19 protein-coding genes and 1 riboswitch are annotated in these 21,120 nt (G+C 37.6%); of the genes, 7 read left to right on the top strand and 12 right to left on the bottom strand.

The genetic code is table 11. The features are described 5' to 3' along the window. Positions 1-97: 97 nt before the first annotated feature. The gene (gene ric, locus R4Z10_RS07015; protein ID WP_338472485.1) at positions 98-790 is read right to left on the bottom strand and encodes an iron-sulfur cluster repair di-iron protein; all 693 of its coding nucleotides are present in this window, start codon (positions 788-790) and stop codon (positions 98-100) included. A 212-nt stretch (positions 791-1,002) separates the two neighbouring features. On the opposite strand from ric, the gene R4Z10_RS07010 reads away from it, so the two are divergent. From R4Z10_RS07010 to R4Z10_RS06995, 4 genes are all read left to right on the top strand, one after another. Next, positions 1,003-1,968 carry a cation diffusion facilitator family transporter gene (locus tag R4Z10_RS07010; protein WP_338472484.1) on the top strand — a complete coding sequence of 322 codons (966 nt, stop codon included), beginning with the start codon at positions 1,003-1,005 and terminating at the stop codon, positions 1,966-1,968. Between the two features lie 710 nt (positions 1,969-2,678). Next, a complete protein-coding gene (locus R4Z10_RS07005) occupies positions 2,679-4,079 on the top strand; it encodes an MFS transporter (RefSeq protein WP_338473181.1) in 1,401 nt (466 codons plus the stop codon). Positions 4,080-4,162: 83 nt separating this feature from the next. Continuing rightward, entirely contained in the window at positions 4,163-5,350 is a 1,188-nt protein-coding gene (locus R4Z10_RS07000) for an amidohydrolase (protein ID WP_338472483.1), read from the top strand. A 104-nt stretch (positions 5,351-5,454) separates the two neighbouring features. Continuing rightward, positions 5,455-5,760 (top strand): DUF5634 family protein, encoded by a 306-nt coding sequence (locus R4Z10_RS06995; RefSeq protein WP_338472482.1) that lies wholly within the window; start codon positions 5,455-5,457, stop codon positions 5,758-5,760. A 46-nt stretch (positions 5,761-5,806) separates the two neighbouring features. On the opposite strand, the gene R4Z10_RS06990 is transcribed toward R4Z10_RS06995, so the two are convergent. After that, entirely contained in the window at positions 5,807-6,355 is a 549-nt protein-coding gene (locus R4Z10_RS06990; protein ID WP_338472481.1) for a hypothetical protein, read from the bottom strand. Between the two features lie 483 nt (positions 6,356-6,838). Between R4Z10_RS06990 and R4Z10_RS06985 the strand changes: the two genes are divergently transcribed. Further along, positions 6,839-7,615, top strand: a complete 777-nt coding sequence (locus R4Z10_RS06985; protein WP_338472480.1) for an NERD domain-containing protein — start codon at positions 6,839-6,841, stop codon at positions 7,613-7,615. 192 nt (positions 7,616-7,807) lie between these two features. Here the strand turns inward: R4Z10_RS06985 and R4Z10_RS06980 are convergent, their stop codons facing one another. The 4 genes from R4Z10_RS06980 to R4Z10_RS06965 all read right to left on the bottom strand — a co-directional run bounded on the left by R4Z10_RS06980 (position 7,808) and on the right by R4Z10_RS06965 (position 12,025). Then, positions 7,808-8,002 carry a hypothetical protein gene (locus R4Z10_RS06980; protein ID WP_338472479.1) on the bottom strand — a complete coding sequence of 65 codons (195 nt, stop codon included), beginning with the start codon at positions 8,000-8,002 and terminating at the stop codon, positions 7,808-7,810. A 163-nt stretch (positions 8,003-8,165) separates the two neighbouring features. Beyond that, positions 8,166-8,945, bottom strand: a complete 780-nt coding sequence (locus R4Z10_RS06975) for an alpha/beta hydrolase (RefSeq protein WP_338472478.1) — start codon at positions 8,943-8,945, stop codon at positions 8,166-8,168. A 152-nt stretch (positions 8,946-9,097) separates the two neighbouring features. Then, entirely contained in the window at positions 9,098-10,558 is a 1,461-nt protein-coding gene (locus tag R4Z10_RS06970; protein WP_338472477.1) for a S8 family serine peptidase, read from the bottom strand. A gap of 195 nt (positions 10,559-10,753) precedes the next feature. After that, positions 10,754-12,025 carry a cation:dicarboxylase symporter family transporter gene (locus R4Z10_RS06965; protein ID WP_338472476.1) on the bottom strand — a complete coding sequence of 424 codons (1,272 nt, stop codon included), beginning with the start codon at positions 12,023-12,025 and terminating at the stop codon, positions 10,754-10,756. A 174-nt stretch (positions 12,026-12,199) separates the two neighbouring features. Next, positions 12,200-12,354: riboswitch (cyclic di-AMP (ydaO/yuaA leader) on the bottom strand. A gap of 250 nt (positions 12,355-12,604) precedes the next feature. On the opposite strand from R4Z10_RS06965, the gene R4Z10_RS06960 reads away from it, so the two are divergent. Beyond that, the gene (locus tag R4Z10_RS06960; RefSeq protein WP_338472475.1) at positions 12,605-12,859 is read left to right on the top strand and encodes a hypothetical protein; all 255 of its coding nucleotides are present in this window, start codon (positions 12,605-12,607) and stop codon (positions 12,857-12,859) included. Positions 12,860-13,378: 519 nt separating this feature from the next. Here the strand turns inward: R4Z10_RS06960 and R4Z10_RS06955 are convergent. Further along, positions 13,379-13,915, bottom strand: coding sequence for a hypothetical protein (locus R4Z10_RS06955; protein WP_338472474.1), 537 nt, complete (start codon positions 13,913-13,915; stop codon positions 13,379-13,381). 485 nt (positions 13,916-14,400) lie between these two features. On the opposite strand from R4Z10_RS06955, the gene R4Z10_RS06950 reads away from it, so the two are divergent. After that, the gene (locus R4Z10_RS06950; RefSeq protein ID WP_338472473.1) at positions 14,401-15,237 is read left to right on the top strand and encodes a protein phosphatase 2C domain-containing protein; all 837 of its coding nucleotides are present in this window, start codon (positions 14,401-14,403) and stop codon (positions 15,235-15,237) included. 146 nt (positions 15,238-15,383) lie between these two features. Here the strand turns inward: R4Z10_RS06950 and R4Z10_RS06945 are convergent, their stop codons facing one another. The 5 genes from R4Z10_RS06945 to R4Z10_RS06925 all read right to left on the bottom strand — a co-directional run bounded on the left by R4Z10_RS06945 (position 15,384) and on the right by R4Z10_RS06925 (position 20,962). Then, on the bottom strand, positions 15,384-16,613 hold the full coding sequence (locus R4Z10_RS06945) for a glycosyltransferase family 4 protein (RefSeq protein WP_338472472.1): 1,230 nt from the start codon (positions 16,611-16,613) through the stop codon (positions 15,384-15,386). 108 nt (positions 16,614-16,721) lie between these two features. After that, a complete protein-coding gene (gene galE, locus R4Z10_RS06940; RefSeq protein WP_338472471.1) occupies positions 16,722-17,735 on the bottom strand; it encodes a UDP-glucose 4-epimerase GalE in 1,014 nt (337 codons plus the stop codon). A gap of 240 nt (positions 17,736-17,975) precedes the next feature. Then, a complete protein-coding gene (locus tag R4Z10_RS06935; protein WP_338472470.1) occupies positions 17,976-19,202 on the bottom strand; it encodes an MFS transporter in 1,227 nt (408 codons plus the stop codon). Positions 19,203-19,647: 445 nt separating this feature from the next. Next, complete coding sequence (locus R4Z10_RS06930) at positions 19,648-20,352, bottom strand: cell wall hydrolase (RefSeq protein ID WP_338472469.1); 705 nt, start codon at positions 20,350-20,352, stop codon at positions 19,648-19,650. A 193-nt stretch (positions 20,353-20,545) separates the two neighbouring features. Further along, positions 20,546-20,962: a hypothetical protein gene (locus tag R4Z10_RS06925; protein WP_338472468.1), complete on the bottom strand. Its 417-nt coding sequence runs from the start codon at positions 20,960-20,962 to the stop codon at positions 20,546-20,548. Positions 20,963-21,120 lie beyond the last annotated feature (158 nt).

Genomic DNA, 21,120 nt, shown 5'->3' with positions numbered 1-21,120 from the left:
TATGATAAAAAAGGTAAGCCCCCAATCAAGTAACACTTTACTTCAACCGGGAACTTACCTTGGACAATCACAAGCACTTATTTACTTTTGCTTAAATTTAAATATAACGAGGGAATAATATATTATTTTCCAAATGGACGTGCATAAATGTATCCCCTTCTAACATTTCTAATCGCTTATAAACAAGACGATAGGTGCCGCAAGCATCTGCTGGTGGGGTAAAATCGTTCGTGATTTCACGAAGTTGCTTTAAAATATCTCCCGCATGATCATGTTCTTTTTCAAGCTCACGAATGGTTGCAATGATCTCTTCTCTATTCTCCGTTTGCGGATCCTCTAATGACAGAAGCAGCGGAAGGCTTGTAGCTTCTTCTTTTTCGGTATGCTCTAATAATTCTTTTTTAAGTTCATTAAATAATTGGAAGACATTCAATAGTTCCGAATGATTCTCCCCGTGTACTCTGGCAACTTTTGTTACATAGGGACTCAATGAATGCAGCTCTTCATCTAATGGACGATGGTATCGTTCAATAATATGTTGAATAATATCTTCGGAAGAACTGTTCGTCCAGATAGCCATATCATCGCTTTGCTCTGAACTTTCATAAACAGTCGTTAATTCTTCCATCAATTCATTTAATTCAACACGTTTGCCATTAACAGCCGTTGATAATGGGGTATTGCCTCCACAGCAAAAATCAATTCTATATTTTTTAAATATATCACTCGTTTTTGGTGCTTCATTAACGATATCTCTCACTAAACTATCAGTTGTAAATGGAACAGTCATTTCGTATTCCTCCTCTAAAGTTCTTAACTATGCTTTCATCATATATGAATCTTCTAGTGTCCATGGTGACGTAAATCACATATAAGAAAAAACTAATCATTTATTCGACATGTCATCTGGACTATTTGTAGGATGTTTCATAAATGAGTTAAAAAGGTAAATACTACGAAAACAAGAATTGAAATCATTCAATATGACCTATGGAGGAAACGATGAAACAAAAGGGTAGTTTATTAAAAAAAGGGAATAAATCATCTCTTATCTCAGCGCTTGTCAATACCATTATTGCCATCATAAAAGGGAGTGCTTATTTTTTCACCGGAAATGTCGCTATGTTTGCTGAAACTATGCACTCCTTGGGAGATGCAGCGAATCAATTTTTTGTTTTCATAGGAAGTGCTCTTAGTAAAAAAGCACCGACAGACCGTTTTCCCAACGGATTCGGGCGCCTCGTTAATTTAGTTTTACTAGGAGCGGTCATTATTGTCGGGATTATGAGTTATGAGACGATAAAAGAAGGCTATCTTCATATTATTCATCCAACAGAATCAACGGGACTTTTCATCAATCTGTCCGTTTTGACCGCTGCAGTCCTTTTGGAGGCATATGTTCTGTTTAAAGCGATGAAGGAAGTTCTCCATGAAACTCATGTCGAGGCTAAAGGTTTTGCCATTGTGAGAAAAAGTTTCAGTGGCTTACATCGGGCAAAACCAGCGACAAAACTTGTTTTTATGGAGGACTTAGTCGCTACCTTAGGTGGCATCATTGCAATTATCGGAATATTGATTTCCTATTTTGCTGGTTGGCATGCTGCAGAAGGAATTGCTTCGATTATTATTGGAATCATGATGTTTTATGTAGTAGGAAGAGTATTTTTGGATAATGCCAGAGGGGTGCTAGGTGAAGCAGACGATGACTTTGAAGCAGAGATTGCCCGATATATCTACCAAAATCCAGAGATTAAAGACATACAAACTCTCTTTGCCGTGAAAGAAGGCGAAGACTTTCATATTGAAATGAAACTTGAAATCGACCCTTCTCTTACTGTCGCCGAAGCAGATGATATAAAAGATCGCATTAGAGGCAAACTACTCGAATTAAAAGGGATTACTCATATCATCATTGAATTCGATGAGGATGATGGCGTTCCAACATGGGTTGAAAACCGCCGTTCATAATGAAATAACATTGTAACCATTTAATTTGATCTATGGAAGAAACTATGACACAAAAAGATAGTTTATTATAAAAAAAGGAAATAAGTCATCTCTCATTGCTACGATTGCCCATACAATGATAGCCATCATAAAGTGAAACTACCATCTGTGGGGTTTCTTTCATCCCCCACTGATGGTAGTTTGTAGTTTAATCAATTGAAGCATTACGGACGCTCATCCCCCACCTATCTTCTTTTACTATACTTAGAATCTTGAGGCGAGGTCTTACTGCCCGTTAAGCCTGTTAAATAAAAAGTTATCTAAAAAGGCAGCACTGACTAAAAAATAGGGCGCGTACAAATCCCCTAAATTAGCCTCTATCCTTTTTTGTAAAACATATATCTTCGTTTTTTTGACATTCAACCTCGTTAGTGAAATTTTTTTCTTTTTTATCATAATAAGTTGATAAAATAGTGACTCACTATTTTAAAGTAGCTGTACTATAATCAGTTTGTAAAAAATGCTAATGCTAGTTTAACTCAGGTTATATAGGGTAGGAAACGATAAAAAGGATGGTGATCTAGAAGCCCAAATGACAAATTAAACTATATTTAGATAATGTAAATGATTAAAAAAGAAAATGACAATAATAATAAGCAGTAAAACAGTTGTCTTTTAATAATATTCAGGAGGTTTTAGTTTTGGAAACAAGTTATAAAGGTACAGATAAAATGATCATAGGGATTGTATTTGGTGTCATTACATTCTGGTTATTTGCACAAGCTATGGTCAATGTGGTCCCTGCTGTTCAAGCAGATTTAGGTGTTTCACTAGGAACTTTAAATGTCGCTATTAGTTTAGCTGCGTTATTCTCCGGGTTATTTATTGTCGCGGCAGGTGGTCTTGCCGATAAAGTGGGACGCAAAAAAATTGCCGTCATTGGATTTATATTGAGTATTATCGGTTCCCTTTGTCTAGTATTTGCTCAAGGTGCAGCATTGTTAATTATCGGACGGATTATTCAAGGGATTTCGGCTGCGTTTATTATGCCATCCACCATCGCGTTAATCAAAGCGTATTTTGAAGGAGCCGAACGTCAACGTGCTTTAAGCTTCTGGTCCATTGGTTCTTGGGGCGGCTCAGGCTTCGCTTCATTCGCAGGCGGTGCCATTGCTACATCACTCGGCTGGAGATGGATCTTCATTTTCTCCATTATCTTTGCAGTAATCGGATTATTTTTATTGAAAGATACACCAGAAAGCAAGCAACAATCAACAGGTACGTTTAAATTTGATTATACAGGTTTAGCTATTTTTATTGTTACAATGATTGCTTTAAACTTATTTATTACGTATGGAGCGGACTGGGGTTGGACAGATATTAAGTCGATTACCGCTCTTGCTATTACCATTATTGGCTTAATTGTCTTTGTTAAATTTGAAAAAAATAGAGAAGTTGTATTAGTCGATTTTGCCGTATTTAAAAATAAAGCCTATTCCGGTGCAACCATTTCCAACTTTCTACTCAATGCGATTGCTGGTGCTCTGATCGTAATTAATACGTACGTACAAGTAGGACGAGGCTTCAATTCATTACAATCAGGTATGTTATCTTTAGGTTATTTAGTCGTTGTACTATCAATGATACGTGTAGGTGAGAAAATTCTACAAAGGGTTGGCGCAAAATTACCGATGGTTTGGGGCGGTATTATTACAACCATTGGTGTGGCAATGATGGGCCTAACATTCTTACCAGGCTTTACTTATACTGTTGTCGTATTTATTGGCTTTGCCTTATTCGGACTAGGCCTCGGGCTTTATGCAACCCCTTCTACAGATACATCTGTATCAAATGCTCCTTCTGACAAAGTTGGGGAAGCCGCTGGTGTTTATAAAATGGCAAGCTCACTTGGAGGTGCATTTGGTGTCGCGATTTCAGCAACCGTATATGGCGCCATTGCCGCGAATGGTAACCTTGAGGCGGCAGCTTCCGCTGGTATTATTGTAAATGTCATTTTCGGTGCTCTTTCAGTCATATCGGTGATCTTCTTAGTACCAGGCGATGCGGGAAAAACCTCTTCTGCTCCTCAGAAACCACAAAGAAGAAATATCCGAAAGCCTGTTACAGAATAAACGGTTTGTTAGGAATAAAACTAATTAGTGAAACGCAAGACACCTCTTTGCATTTCACTAAAATTTAAGGGGGATGACAAGATATGAGAAGTAAATTAATGGAAATGTTAGAATCACGTAAAGATGAAATGATTGAAATTCGCAGACATCTCCATGAAAATCCAGAACTTTCCTTTAAAGAGGAAAAAACAGCTCAATATATTGTAGATTTTTATAAAGGCAAAGATGTAGACGTTCAGTCAAATGTAGGAAATGGATATGGAATCATTGTGACTATTAAAGGTGGAAAACCTGGAAAAAACATTGGCTTGCGCGCTGATTTCGATGCACTCCCAATCGTAGAAGAAACAGATGTACCTTATAAGTCAAAAAACGAAGGCGTCATGCATGCTTGTGGTCATGATGGTCATACTGCCTATTTGTTAGTCTTAGCCGACTGTCTCATTCAATTAAAAGATGAAATACCAGGGACCATTAAAATTATTCATCAGCATGCGGAAGAAGTTCCTCCGGGCGGTGCAAAAAGCATTGTCGAATCAGGCGTACTCGATGATTTAGATCATGTATTTGGCATCCACTTGTTACCAATGGGCCCAGCCGGAGTTGTGGGATATCACGCTGGATATTCTTTCAACGGACGAGCTTACATGAAGTTAGTGATTCAAGGCAGAGGCGGGCATGGTTCTTCCCCACATTTAGCGAATGATGCGATTGTAGCGGGTGCTCATTTTGTGACAGCCACTCAAACCATCATTAGTCGACGCTTAAATCCTTTTGATGTGGGTGTCATTACCATTGGTTCTTTCGATGGAAAAGGAACCTTTAATGTCATAAAAGATAGCGTCGAGCTTGAAGGCGATATCCGATATATGACGATTGAAACAAGAGAACTCATTGCAAAAGAAATCAAACGACTCGCAAAAGGATTGGAAGAAGAATTTGGTGTTACCTGTGACCTCACGTACGAGAATGATTATCCACCGGTATACAATGATCCGGAAGTAACCGAAAAAGTAGCCCAATTTCTAAAAGAAGCCAATGATAAGGATATTCAAGAAGTGAAAGAATTTCCTGCATTGCCTCCATCTGAAGATTTTGCTTACTATGCTGAAAAATTCCCTTCTTGCTTCTTTTACATTGCTTGTACGCCCAAAGGAGTCGAAAAACCATATTTTAACCATAACCCTAAATTTGACATTGATGAAGACGCCCTACTAGTAGCAGCCAAAGCAGTAGGTTATGTCGTTTGTGGGTTTTATGAATTAGATTAATTTTTTCGGGGCGTCACTGTGACGAAGCCGTTTGCGAAAACAAGATTAAATTGAACGTAAGTATGACATATTAAGGGGAGAACGACATAGAAGGGAGAATTTTTGTGGATTATCAATCACGCGAACAAATTGTGAATGGTTTGCAGCAATCCTTTGAACCCTACTTAAATAAGTACGGCCTTGAAAGGATCGGTATTTTTGAAGAAGAAGGACAAGATGAGTGCTACTATATTGGATATACCACTCAGAAAGATGGCAAAACTTACCATGTCCACCTTCCTTTTCATAAAGATAATAATGGCGGGTTAATCCCTATTGATCAGAAGTGGACGGTAGAATCAGACAATCCGCAGGAAAAAGATCTGAAAGAATTTGAAGATCTCGATCATGTATTCCGCGAAATATACTAAACAGCAATCGACAAGTCACACGACTTGTCGATTACTGTTTCTATCCTCAAGAAATTCGATCGTTCATATTTTCTAACCACCTTATTTTCCCATCTAATCGAAGTGGACTAGCATGATAATAATACGGTGTTTGTTTATATTCCAGCCCTACAATTTTTGCATGTGGAAAAGTATTCAATGCTAATTTTGCTAAACTTTTCACTTTTGAGTCTGTACCCCAAGCCAAAATAACTGATCCCAGACATTTAAGCAATACTAGCTTTAACTCCCTTGTTCTTAAAGGTGAAAAAATGGTATGACTTTCAAAACCTAGTCTATTTGCATCATCTAGTTTTTCTTTAAATTCGGATAGGTTTCCGGATCGAATGTCTGAAAGGTTTAGTAACAATACCTTTTTCCATTGCTTCAATTCCATAAAGCGCATAACTTGATACTGAGTGTTGTCTGTTTTAGCAGGAATAAAATTAATTGGCCCCTCACCTATCGTTACGTGTGGAATTTGATAAGTTGATTGCTTCGGCGTACATAAACCCGGGTTCACTAATACAAAGATCGCATCATAATGCTCTTGTTGTTTACTGTCCTTTCGATACACTTGCGCATAATTTCGACATTCAAAAACCTGCCCACCTATTTCTACGTTATAAAAACTCGCTTGAACTTCAAAGTTAACTTTTAATTGTTCAGCCTTAATAAAGTGAAACTTCCATTAGTGGGGGTTTTCTTTCATCCCCCACTGATGGTTAGTTGAACCAATCGGAGCTTTACGGGCAGTTGATCCCCCACCTATCTTCTTTTACCATTCTTAGAATCTTGAGGTGGGGGTCTTACTGCCCGTTAAGCCTGATAAACTCCATTCCATCCAACTCCTTATTTTTATCCTCTAAGAAGCTTGTTCATGGATGAGAAGAAACTGTAACAAATTTAAACATTATGATTTTTACTAATGCACTAACCTTACTAACATAGAAATAAAAGTGATTTAAATTGATTTATAGTATTAACGTATCACCACCTACCCAAAATGGCAAATTATGTTATTCTATATTTAGGTATTTTAACACAGGAGGTATTTCCTATGATTTTTCTTGTATTTTCATTACTCTTTTTATTGATTATGACGATTCTTACTATTTGGGTTGGAGCTAATTTCGCTAGTTTAAAAGGGGCTTACGGTGAAAAGCAGGTTTCTAAACTCCTACGATCTTTAGACCTTAATCATAATACTCTTCTAAATGATTTATATATTCCAAAACAAGATGGAACCACCACTCAAATCGACCATGTCCTTATTTCCGACAAAGGATTGTTTGTGATTGAAACGAAGAATTATAATGGATGGATTTTCGGCTCGCAGAACAGTAAGTATTGGACACAAGTAATATATAAACGTAAAGAAAAATTCTACAATCCCATTTGGCAAAATTCTGGACATATAAAAGAATTACGACATTTTCTCGGAGATGCATTCAGTGACATTCCGATTTACTCCCTTATCGTTTTCGGCAAACAAGCTACTTTGAAATTTAACAAACCGTTTTATGGTGTGAATGTCATTAAAATACGTGATTTATTATCTGTAATAAAGTACATATCAAGTGATCATACGATTTCCTCTTCCACTAGGAAAAAAATCCATCAGTTGCTTTCGTCCACCTATATAATGGATAAAAAGGAGAAAAAAGCTCAGAAAATAGAACACGTGACCATAATTAAACAAAATATAAATAAACAGAATCATAAAGTTATCTCAAACATTTGTCCACAGTGCGGTGGTCAACTTGTGTCAAGGAAAGGAAAATATGGAAATTTTCGAGGTTGCAACAATTACCCAAATTGTAGGTTTACGGCTTAAACGGATAATTTATTAAAAATGCCCGGCTTATCCAGCTTGGACGCGCCTGGCACTATTCCCGTTCAGGAAAAGACAATTGAAAAATTGGATTATCCCACTCTTTCAAGGAGCAGAAGCCTCTTCTCAAGTTTTTGAGTATATTTTAATGAAGTAGTGAGGAATGAAGCCTCCACCAATTATGGAAATTTCACTTTATCGAGAGGTCAAATCTTCAGGCGGTATCCCCACTGTTTTTTGAGAAGAAATCTGTTTCTGTGCTTCGGTTACATGATTTCGTTGACTATGTTGTTTTTTTCCTTTTGTAATCTGTGAGTCTTCATTGATTCTATTATTAGACATCATATCTGAATTTCCAAACTCCAATTTATTAGTAGGTTTTTCTTCCACTAAGTAATCCCTTCCTTCTAAAAAAAATAGATAACACTCAATAGGATATACTTATTCGGATTTATTATGCCACTGGACTGGACTTATCAATTCCTTTATAAAGGTAGATCTTTACTATAGAGAACTTCACAAAAAATAGAGGTAACAAATTTGCTCTCCTCTATTAATCAATTATTTCCACGTTTTGTGGTAAAGAGCCTTCCTGCAACCATTTTTCTACCATCTCGTTAAAGTAATGAGGGTTTCCCAATGGTATTCCGTGACCAACGTTTGGGATTATTATCCCTGTACAATTCGGATTACTTAATACTACATCTATCGCTGATTTTTTCATTACTGCTTTTTCCTTTTCACCAACAGTCACTAATATCTTGCCTGCTGCTCTATTAAAACCGTTAGGAATTTCAAATGACATGTTTTCCTCTAATATTCTTATAAAAGTCTCAGACTTCATTTGAGAAGTTTCCTTATAATACGTAACAAAGTATTCATCATCAATATAAAGTGTTTTAGCTTGTAGTTGTGAAAAGGATTTATTTTTAACGATTGGAAAAAATAACTTTACAGAAGGACTTATCATTTTTCTAATAAATGGATTAGGTTTTACTAATGCACTGTTTATAATCGCATAATGAATTAAATTACGGTGAAGGCTTAACATTTGAATCGTTACTTGGACACCTTTAGAGAACCCTATTACTATAACTTCTTTACCATCCGCTATATTTTCAATTAATTGATTTACTTTTTCTGCACTTAATTGAATAGAAAAGTTTTCGGTATTTTTACTTTCTCCTTGTTCTGGTAAATCGATTGCAATGCAATGATAATGACGGAAGTATTGGATTTGTTTATCCCACATCCAACTACTAACCCCACCACCATGCAAAAACACAATTAATGGAGCGTTCTTATCTCCATACTCTTGATAACTCAATTTCAAACCGGTCGCTCCTTTCATATCTATTTTAGTCGGAGTCACAGTGACGACCCGAATGGTTTCAACAAAAAAACAGGTCAGTCCCCTGCCGTGGTTTGCTTAAACATTGGGAGACTGCCCCTTAATCACGTTTATAAAAATAAAGTTTTTGTTACCTATTTCTTTATATTCATCAACGCCCGATACGCGTTGGCTTCTCCTGAACCAAATAAGGCATCTTGTCCTGGTTTTCCGTAGTCAATCGCAGTTTGATTAATAATAGCTGATACTTGTGCTGGTTTTAAATCAGGATTTGCTGCTTTAATAACCCCTGCAATTCCAGCTACTTGAGGAGCAGCCATCGATGTTCCCGCGTTATAAACATAAGGCGTTCCCAAGTAAGTAGGCCATGTACTAAGAATCATGCTAGTCATATCAGCTGTAGCTGGATCATATGTTTCAGCATATTTGGCTCCAAGATCTCCCCCCGGAGCTGCCACATCAATTGCACTATTTCCATAATTGGAGAAAAAGGCCAGCTCCTGTTTCGACCATTTGTTTGAAGCAGATACATTGATCACTCCTGGCATTTGTGCCGGTACAACCGTTGACGGTCCCTTGAGGGTGATACCAAATGGTTCATATAGCGTGTTTAAATAAGCAGTTACCCCTTTTTTGTCATCCAAGTTCAAGCTCTCATTCCCACTTCCCCCTACTACCGTTACGCCATTCTTCAGTGCGTATTGGACCGCTCGCTTCCATAGCAGCGTATCGGCTGTTGTTTTATAGGTCTCTCCTTCAATGATTGTTTTCGAAGTGTTATAAAGTCTTAGAGACATATTGATGACGTCTACCTCATCATCTGTGGCAGCAATAATGCCATCTATGATCACGGATGGTAGAGTAAGAGCGTCTTCTGAAAAGAATACTCGATAAGTACGAATCCCGAGGTCTGGTCCTACCCCTTTCAGTTTCCCATTTGCTGCAATGATTCCAGACACATGCGTACCATGTCCATTTCGGTCTATGATATCATTTGGGTCTCCCGTTTCCGTTTCATCCATTCCAGCTGGAACAAGATTCCTTCCTCCAAGATTATTTTTCTGTAGATCTGGATGTGCAGGGTCAATCCCTGTATCAATAACCCCAACTACTGCTTTATGTACCGTTTCTCCCTGATCATTTACATATCCACCCGTTTCTATTTCATACGATTTCCCATTATTCGTCACTCTTTGAATATCCCATTGGGCATCCCATAAACTTTCTTGCTCATTGATGGAAGCTGTTTGTGCTAGATTTGAAATGGTTGATGGTTGATTTAATGCAAGTGGCATTTCTTTACTGGCAACCTCAATCGACTTTAGCTTTTTGAGATTATTTAGAAAGGCAGGATCATTGGACTGTGCTTGGATCCCCCCCACTTCTGGGAGTACTTTTACCACTTGTCCACCTGCTTGTTCGATTATTTCTGCATAATCCTTTGGCAACTCTTTTTTAAATGCAACCACATACAAGTTTTTTCCCTTTGTTTCCGTTGATTGATTATTAACAGCTAAACTTGATGTCGCACCTCCTGCAACTAAACCTAACCCCAATGTCACGGCAAGCAAAGTCTTTACTAAAACAGTCTTCATCTTCCTCCTCCTTTTGTTAAGCATTTTTTACCAAACTATTAATAGATTAATATAAAACACATAATTATTCTATGTTTTGAAATATTCTTAACATATTCTTATAACCGAAGTCACAGCGACGACCCGATTTATGATTAAAAAATAATAGCACAAACCATACACTTGGTCTGTGCTATTAATGTTTCCCCTATTATATTATGAAACCCGTTCAACCAATTCTTCTTCTTCTTCTTCGATTGGAGGGTTGAATTGACCTTCCCATTTAGCAACAACAATGGCTGCTAGTGAGTTCCCCACAACGTTAACAGCGGTACGTCCCATATCAAGAATACGGTCAATCCCAGCAATGAACGCTAACCCTTCTGCAGGTAATCCAATCGTACTAAATGTAGCGAGTAACACGACAAAGGATACGCCTGGTACTCCAGCCATCCCTTTCGATGTAACCATCAACACTAACATTAATGTAATTTGTTGCCAAATGCTTAGTTCGATCCCAAACATTTGCGCAACAAATAACGATGCAATCGCTTGATATAAAACAGACCCATCGAGGTTAAATGAGTAACCTGTTGGAATAACGAAAGAAGCAATGTGTTTCGGACTTCCTGCTTTCTCCATTTTGTCCATAATTCTCGGAAGCACCGTTTCCGAACTTGAGGTTGAAAACGCCAAAATTAATTCTTCTTTAATCATCTTTAATAATTTAAAGATACTAAATCCAACCATTTTGGCCATCAAACCTAACACGATAAAAACAAAGAAAATCATCGTTCCATATACCGTAAGGGCTAACTTTCCTAATGGAATTAGTGATGCAAACCCATACTTAGAAATAGTGACACCGAGTAACGCAAACACACCAATAGGTGCATACTTCATAAAGAGATTAGTCACATAGAACATAGCATTTGCTGTACCTTCAAAGAATCTAAGGACTGGTTTTCCTTTATCACCAATGGCTGCGACTCCAAGACCAAATACAACAGCAAAGAAGATGATCGCTAACATATCGCCCTCTACCATCGCTTGGATCGGGTTTGTAGGTACAATATGTAGTAAGGTGTCAGCAATCGATTTGCCTTCTTGCTCTTCCGATGTTTGGACATAACCTGAAATATCACTTTGCTGTAGGCTGTCCATGTTTAGTCCCGCACCAGGTTGGAAAATATTAGCGGAAATAAGACCAACCGCAATCGCAATAAAAGTCATAGCAATAAAATAAGCTAGCGATTTGCCGCCAAGTTTACCAACAGACTTTAAATCACCAACCCCAGCAATGGCAACGATAATAGTAGACAGTACAATAGGAACCACAATCATTTTAATTAAACGGATAAATAGATCACCAAATGGCTGTAAAATACTTTGTGCTGTTTCGTTGCCGTAGAAAAGACCACCGACAACAATCCCTAAAATTAGACCAATAAATATTTGACTTGCTAAACTTAATCTAAATTTCTTCATCAATTACCCTACCTTCTTGTTGTATATAAATATGTTTAGGCAAGGGAAACAAAGGTGATTTAACTTCTGAATGAAGCTAAGTCTTTGACGGATGAGTCGAATTTAATATGGAATCCGAAATTGACCCACAAAAAAAGACACAGCTTGTGTCAATTCGCACGTTATCCTTTATTCATTTGATCCCTTAAAACGCTTACGAGGTTAGCTTTCGGGTTAGGACATAGGGAAACAGTCAGCCCTTCCTCTAACAAGGATTCACCCCACGCGGAAATTCCGCGGTATATATTGGGTCCCCCGCTCTTAAAAATAAGATTAAGCAAAATGGCAGAAACCTTTCATCATTATACTGCAAAAATTATTTTTAGTAAACCGTAACATTTTTCACATATCAATAACTCGATATTATCCCTTCACTGCCGTCTATTTTTCAAAAGGATGATTTATATCACAATAAAAGAGAAAAAAGACTACTATACTAGGATTAAAACATCACCGAAGGGAGATTTTTCAATGCAAGGATGTCCTAGTAGTTTAATTGGCAATGAACCTGTAACTCTTTAAGAAGGATTATCTCTATTAGTGGGTGAACACGGCCCTTTCCGGAAGCAATTAATAGCTTTATTTTCTTTATGCAATCAAGTTGAAATGACTGAAGACAAAGCAGCTGTTTATGAGGAATTAAGGAAAGAAGTCATAGATTTTGAAAAAAACCTTAAATTTCACTCGATTCGGGAAGAGGAGATCTTATTCCGAATGATGGAAGTATATATATCGGCAAAAACGGAGGTCCGATTGCGGTTATGGAATATGAACATGAACAAGCTAATGGATTGATCAGCTCCTTTTTATCCAATGCCGAAAATGCTTCAAAATCGAATGAGGAACATCATTTAATATACACTTCTTATTAAAGACGCTTATCACACGCTAGTAGATCATTTTATAAAAGAAGAGCAATTCCTTTATCCGATGGCTGAAAAGTTATTTTCTGACGAGGAAAAAGAATTATTTAAACAAAAAGTCACTGAAACGAAGAAATAGTTTATAATCATTATGCAGAGACTGTCTCAGGGACAATTCTATAAGACAGCCTCTTTGAGTTTAATCGTATCTCCCGATTTAAGGATGGATCCCTCAACTACTACTTAAAAATTCCCAATTTTTAGAACAATAATGATAGTATGATGAAAATATTTTTATGCTACAGAGTATGTCATCGCAATCATTTAAGGTGGCCATACTTAATCTTACAATGGTCGCTATGACGTCCCTGTATGAAAATTGATAATTTGCCTACCTCTTCTTCACTTAAACCTGTTCATTCAACAATTGTTGCAAAGTTCATAGCCTTACTTAAGCCAGATAAATCATCATCCGTTCATTATCCTTCTCTAAAGCACCATAGTCTTTGAATCCATAGCGTCCAAAGTACTTCTGTTGTTCTTCTGTTTCTACAACCAGACAGATCGGTGTGTGAAGTTGGTTCGATAATCCCATCACCTTTTGCATGATCTTGTAGCCTTCTCCTTTTTGAAGCGAATGAATATTCAATATTTCTATAACAAACTCATGTCCCTCAACAATTGGCTTTAACTCCTGTTGGGGCCGATTCAATCCAATCACGAGTACCGCTTTTGAATTTTGCTTCAATAGCATTAATCCTTGACCTTTTGGAAGCAGCGCCAAATAAAAGTTGAACTCGGTTTGTTTAAGAATCCACTTTAAATATTGCTTAGCCTTTTCATTTGCGTTTTTATCTTTCTCCAATGAGGCTATTTCGGCCATTAACGTTGACCTTGAATGAGGATGCAACATCTTTACTTTTTGAATAAACGCGTCATTTTGTAAACCTTCTGTCGATTGGGCTCGATTCGTTTCCGTTATGTCCATATATTTTCCTCCCCTTCATTTAAGCTAGTGTTCATTTTCACTCTCTATACTAGATTGGAGTATTATGTAACCTAATTTTATTATGCCACAAAAGTCGTATTCCCTTAGCAAAAATAGAGTTAGTGTTTAGCAAATTTTTATTTTGATAAATAGTAATACTTATCCTCTTGATTCGACAAGTCCCTGTGACTTGTCAAAAAGTCAATTCAAAAAACCGATAGGATCGAGAACGCTTTCACGGTATTTCGAATATGCTTTAAGGCTGATTATTAGTATACTATATTAGAATATTAATAATTAATTTCCTTGTTAATTTTTAAAATACTTTTTGCAAAACCTACAGCATATAACTACAAAGATATAAAGAAGGTTAATACCTAGATTAGAACTTTTCTTAATGCTACTCTTTGCCCTTCCAGATAGTCCATTGCCATCCAAATGAGCATGGAATCATGAAAACTTAAGTGGAATAAGTGAGGTGCAATATGAAAATCGAATTTTGTACAGATACTGTAAAGAAAAGCAATGAAGACATTTTCGGAATTACAAGGTTTGGTGCGTTTGTCATCGATGGTGCATCAGCCCTTACAAACAAAAACTACACCCCATCTGGAAACGATGTAAACTGGATGGTTAATTGGTGGAAAAAATATTTGGAAGAGAACCTCGATAATACATTGTATTCCATTCGTGAGCTTTTAAAGGAAGGTATCGACTGTTTTAATAACGATTATGAAAAATTTGTTGACCTTTCAACACTTAAGCCCTATGAGCAACTGTCAGCAGGAATTGCCATCGTTAGAGAAAGTGAAGAGTTTCTGGAATCTTATGTGTTGGGGGATGTAGAAATTACCATTGAGAACGGTGAAGGAGAGTTTATCGCTATTACCGACCCCTCCATTAAGAATCTTGATGACCAGGTTATACGGATGATGGGCAGAAACGAAAAAAGAAAGGACCAGGTTGTTTTCAAGGATTTTACGCAAGAGGAACTTGATATTCTTAGAAGAAACAGATCTAAAATGAACGAGCCCGGAGGCTATTTTATATTGAGTCACAGCAAAGAAGCGGTTGATATGGGGAGATACAAAACATTCCCCGTTGAATCTGTTGAAAGATGCCTGCTTGCGACGGATGGATTGGCACCCTTAAGTATGAAGTATACAAAAAAGAGCCTTCTTGATCGGTTTCGAGAAAAAGGTGCCAAAGAACTTATTAAAGAACTGAGAAATCTGGAGAAGACAGACAGAGACTTGAAAAACATAGGCAGACTGAAAACCCATGACGATGCAACACTGATTTATCTGGATTTTGCTTTGTGATTACGAATCCCCTTGCAGGCCATGGAGAGCTTGTCGCTCCCTTGGCCTACAGATGACGGGTAAATACAATTAATTTCATAAGCCGGATAAATTCCTTCGATTTCAGCAAAGTTATTTTATTACGATAGCTTTAGGATGACCCTGCCTTATTTGGATATAGTACCTATTCCTCCATGAATCGTCTGCCATAGACGTTCAACGAGGCCTGTCCAAGAGTACCTTTTAATACTTTCATGAAGTTTCTCTGGAAGGTCTGTGCTTTCATTGGCCTGCTCCATTTGTCTTTTTAATGTTTCTGCAAGACGGTCACAATAAGAAGACAGATCCTCTACAACAGGCTGATCAATGTTTTCTAAGCGAGGCTGTTTTACATATTCGATCCATCCGCTCTCATTAATCGTTCCACTTAAAAACTCTCTTAAAGCAGGAAAATCATTCACAACGACACGCATCCCGCAGGCTAGACTCTCCAAAACAACCAATGGAAGACCTTCATAATAAGATGGCAAGACAAAAACTTCGTGTCTCCGGAAGATATCTCCCAATACATCTTGAGTGACAGCTCCGTAATAAATGATGCGTGGATCCGGTTCTATTGCTTCTTTTAACCGGTCTAGGGCTTCTTTATCTCCAGTTCCATATAACTCCAAGTTTACATGTTTCTCATGTTTAAGATGAGTTTTAAATGTGTCAACTAATTGAAAAACACCTTTACTTTCGGCAATCTTTCCTGCATAGACAATGGTAAGATTTTTATCTTTATTTTTTTCAACAGGATAAAAATTATTTTCGTTAAACCCGCTTCCTAATATGTGAATTTGTTTTTCAGAGGCACCATAGATTTTTTTAATAGAGGGAATATGCTCTGCACTCAGTGTAAAAATAATATCTAAATCTTGAATATGTTTCGTATACTGTTCCGCTAAACGAGGATGCTTTTTTGCCTGACGCAAATCCGTTCCATGACTAACTGCTGCGACTTTTATATGTGGGAACCATTGACGGATGAAGTCAGTTAAAAACCATAAATGATGGGAAATAATGAGATCCGGTTTTAAATCAACTACCGCTTGGCGGACTACCGGTTTAAAAGCTTTTTTCCAATTCTTAATCATTTCAGGCGTCATTTCTCCATAAATCAAGCTTTCATATGGCATCACATCACTCATTCCCGGAAGCGGAAAATTGCAATATTCATTTGGAAAGAGTACTTGGTATTGCATATCCTCCGGTAATATATTCCATTCGAAATCTGAATAGCACCCATATAGGCAAGCTTGTTGGGCGCGGCCTTCAAGTCCTTTAATCATATTTGTAAAATAGACCCCACTACCTGTTTTACTTGGCAGCTGTGCTAGAGTATGTAAAATTCTCATTCATTTCTTCCTTTTTCATATATAATTCTTTTAAAATCTAAAACTTCCATTATCATGTGCTTTCCCCCTCGCAAGACACTTATAATCCTAGATATAGCCTTAAACGAATTAATCCCCGTTGCCATTCGGATTGTTCTTTTGCCATCTCCAAGCATCTAGACACATTTCTTCCATTCCTTTTTCAGCGATCCAGTCTAACTCTTCTATTGCCTTTGTTGGATCTGCATAACAACTTGCTACATCACCAGGTCTTGGAGCAACCATCTTATAAGGAATCTTCTCTCCCGTTGCTCTATCAAACGCATTAACCATTTCTAGTACACTATAGCCTTTTCCAGTGCCAAGATTATAGGCTCCTACACCTGTTTGTGTCAAAATCTTTTCTACTGCTTTCAAATGTCCCTTTGCTATATCGACTACATGAATATAATCCCTTACCCCTGTTCCATCACTGGTTGGATAATCATTACCAAATATATGGAGCTCCTTTAATTTTCCAGCTGCTACTTGTGTAATATAGGGCATCAGATTATTTGGGATCCCACTCGGATCTTCGCCAATCTTTCCACTAGGATGAGCTCCGATTGGGTTAAAATAACGTAATAAAGCAATACTCCAGTTCGGACTCGAAATATAGAGATCCTGAAGTATTTCTTCAATCATTAATTTGGTCCGGCCATATGGATTCGCAGGTCCCAAAGGAACATTCTCCGAAATGGGAACACTTTGCGGCTCTCCATAAACAGCAGCAGATGAACTAAACACCATTTTATGGATTCCAAACTTATTCATAATCTCGCAAAGAATCAATGTACCCGCTATATTATTATAATAATAATACAACGGAATTCGGACGGATTCTCCGACTGCTTTAAGGCCAGCAAAATGAACCACTGCCTCAATTTTGTTTTCAGCAAAAACCCTTTCTACCTCGTTCTTGTCGAGAAGTTCGACTTTATAAAAAGAGAGCTCTTTTCCTGTTATTTCCTTAATTCGGGACAAAGACTCAACTTTACTATTATTTAAGTTATCAACCACTACAACTTTATACCCTGCATTTAATAGCTCTAGGCATGTATGGCTACCAATATAGCCCGCTCCCCCTGTTACTAATATTGACACCGCCAAATTCCTCCAAATAATAATTGTACCTTCCATCATTTTCTATTTCTATCGTTGTATAACGAAGGTAAACTTTAGAATAAACTTGCCTTATTGTAACAAAATACCCGTCCAGGTTAAGTGAGAAACCTCACTAAAGGAAAAAGACGTTGATCTCCTATGTAGTTGGATCAACGTCTTTTTTCAATGTGTATTCATGATTCTTCTCATTTTTGTTCAAAGTGAATACTTTTCTTATTATTAATTTTTAGATAAAGACTCTAGTTTTCTTATTGAAGGGAATAAATACATCCATAGTCCCGCAACAAGGATGGATCCGATGCCGCCAATAAATACGGTTGGAACCGTTCCGATAAAACTTGCCATCACGCCTGCTCGAAATTCCCCCATTTGAAAGGATGTCCCAGTAAATAGCGAGTTCACTGCATTTACTCGGCCCCGTAATTCATCCGGTGTTTGTAATTGTACAAGCGAAGACCTGATCACCATACTAATAACGTCAGATCCACCGACAACCATTAAAGCAAGCAAGGATAAAACTAAGTTCGTTGAGATTGCAAAAACCATCGTTGCCAGTCCGTACACCGCTATAGCTCCAAATAAAATCATTCCAACCGACTTTTTCAAAGGATAATATGCCAATACAACTGAAACAATTATCGCGCCAACAGCAGGTGCAGCCCTCAGCAGTCCTAGTCCCCATGGCCCCGTTTGTAAAATATCCTGTACAAATATCGGCAATAGTGCTGTGACCCCTCCAAGAAGGACAACAAAAAGATCCATTGAAATCGTTCCTAAAATGACGGGTTTACTTTTCACATATTCTAAACCAAGAAAGAATGAACGTAGTGATACAGTTGCTCCCTTTCGATTCTTTACTTGCTCGACTTTTACTAAATAAGTAAAAAGCGCTGAAACCATTAAAGCAACTGCTGCCAAAAAGTAAACAGTTGACGCACCAAAGGCTAATAGCACTCCACCAATCGTGGGTCCGAGGATGAGAGCCGTCTGAATCGCAGTTGTACTCATAGAAATCGCACGCGGCAAAATGTTCTTCGAGACGATTTGCGGCAATAAGGCATTCGCCGTTGGTCCTTCAAAAGCACGACATGCTCCAATTAAAGCTGCCGAAATTAGAATTTGACCAGGTCCTAGCCAACCACCCATACTGCCGAGCAAAAGAAAAGCAGCGGTCAAAGCTTCAATGACTAAACTTATGTATACGATTCTTCTGCGGTCATAGCGATCCGCAATTTGCCCGACAAACAAGGTTAATAAAAGCATGGGGATAAACTGTGCAAGCCCTACCATTCCAAGACTAAAAGCATCTTGTGTCAACTCATACATTTGCCAACCGATGGCAACAGACAACATTTGAAATGAAGTAGAAGATAAAATTCTTGAAATCCAAAATTTTGCAAAAAATGGCTGTTTAAGTATATTGTTCTCTGATTGTTTCAAATCCAAAATACACCCTCAATCAAAATCTTATTAACAAACATGGAGGAAGATCCTCCGCCGAAACACCATGTCTATTATACTATCAGTCGCTTTCCTACTGCCATAGAAAAGATTTTTAAAAGGAGTTTGAACAGACGGATGCAATGTGACAATCTTACGAACCGCTTCATTTATAAGAAGCTGAAAAAGGAGCTTTCAAAAACTTTGAATTTGTGTTTGCTCGGATGGCAACGGTAGAAGAGATGGTTAGAAGTTTAAACGATTAATAGGAATACATTTGGAACAGGTATACTGCTTCAAACCCAATGAAAACACCTGCCTATACAAAAAGAAGTTGGTTTTCTACATTAAATAGAAAACCAACTTTTTTATACAGCTTATAGGAGAAGGAAACGATTCGGGAACATTGAAAACAGTGGACTTTCAGTGATCTCGAACGGTCCCCTAGGCCTTATTTCGCGAAGACGTGGTTTCCGATCGTAGTTACAATTTCACGGCTGCGAATCCAAGTATCTGTTGCAATCTCTGGGTTATAGAAGAAAATGCAGTCTTCTAAACGATCTTTTCTCGTTAACGCTTCTTCCACTGCTTGTTTAGACTCATCTGAAGCTGGTTTATTGATTGAACCGTTTTGTACAGGTGAAAAGGCATAAGCAGTGCCTACCACTTCGTGAATGACATCTGTCACCGTATCTGGAAACTCAGGAGACTCCACACGGTTTAAGACAACCGTGGCAACGGCTACTTTTCCTTCATAAGATTCACCTTTTGCTTCCGCTTCTACTAATCTCGCAAACAAATCTTTTTCTTCATCTGAAAGAGAGATCGCCGGTTCAGCTGGTTCTTCTTCAACTACTTCTTCTTTCGGCTCTACCGTTGGATCTTCACCCAACATCGATGCTGACAATGGTAAAACACCTATTGGCGGTTCTGGAATTTGCAGAATTTCATCAATAAGAATTAGATCGCCTGAAAGATCATTCTCTGCTTGAATGCTCTCTACGGTTACATCGTATTGCTGACTAAGGTCCCAAAGCGTATCTCCTTTAACAACCTGATAGTTGATAATGGCCTCAGCCGTCGGATGATTTACCCCTATAAATGCAATCACAGCTGCACAAGCCGTAATGAATTTTTTCATGCTGTTGTTTTTCATGTGTGTTATAACCTCCTAGCTAACTCGGATGCTATAACACTATCACGGGCTTGTATACATTTTAAAGAACGATTAGATTACATTTCTTTAGAGTTTCATGTATAACATTACAACTAGGGTCGAAATATGACGTATTACCCATACAACTGTCACATTCGAACCATCTTTTATCTACAGAGGAATATTTTGGTACTCATTTTTCCCTAAAAAAGGAATTATATTTTTTTAACTTTGAAAACCTCTTTCTCTTTTTTAAGTATTTTTCGTTGAGTACAATCACTTTCTCGTTCTCAGTAATCATGTATTTTTGATGGATCGATTTATATTTTTCAAAAGCAAAGTTTCCCAAAAAATAAATAGGTAAAACAATAAATAACAAAATCCCCGAGTGTAAGATGAAATTAAATTCATGTCCTAAAACATAAATCGACATGACCGCATATACCGCAATCGATACCATTAAAACAATGAGTACATTACATACATGAAAAGGAACAACGGTCTTTTTTTCGTCAAACATTTGCTCCAATTCATTCTTGAAAATAAGTGTTACAAATACCGAAATCACAATGGCAATAAGAGAAATAAAATACGAAAGAAACGTTAACAATGATTATTCTGCCCCTCGCTCTCAAAAACCTTATTACACAACAAGTATACATAATGCTGTATATTAACTCAAACTCACTCCGATACTGACAGAGCTGATCGTCTGGCCTCTCTGACGGAAATTTTCCCAGCCATATACAAAAAATTACTGAATAGTTT

Source organism: Niallia sp. XMNu-256 (genome assembly GCF_036670015.1).
GTDB lineage: Bacteria > Bacillota > Bacilli > Bacillales > Cytobacillaceae > Bacillus_BD.
Note: the sequence above shows the minus strand (reverse complement) of the source record. Positions and strands in the feature narration are given on the sequence as shown.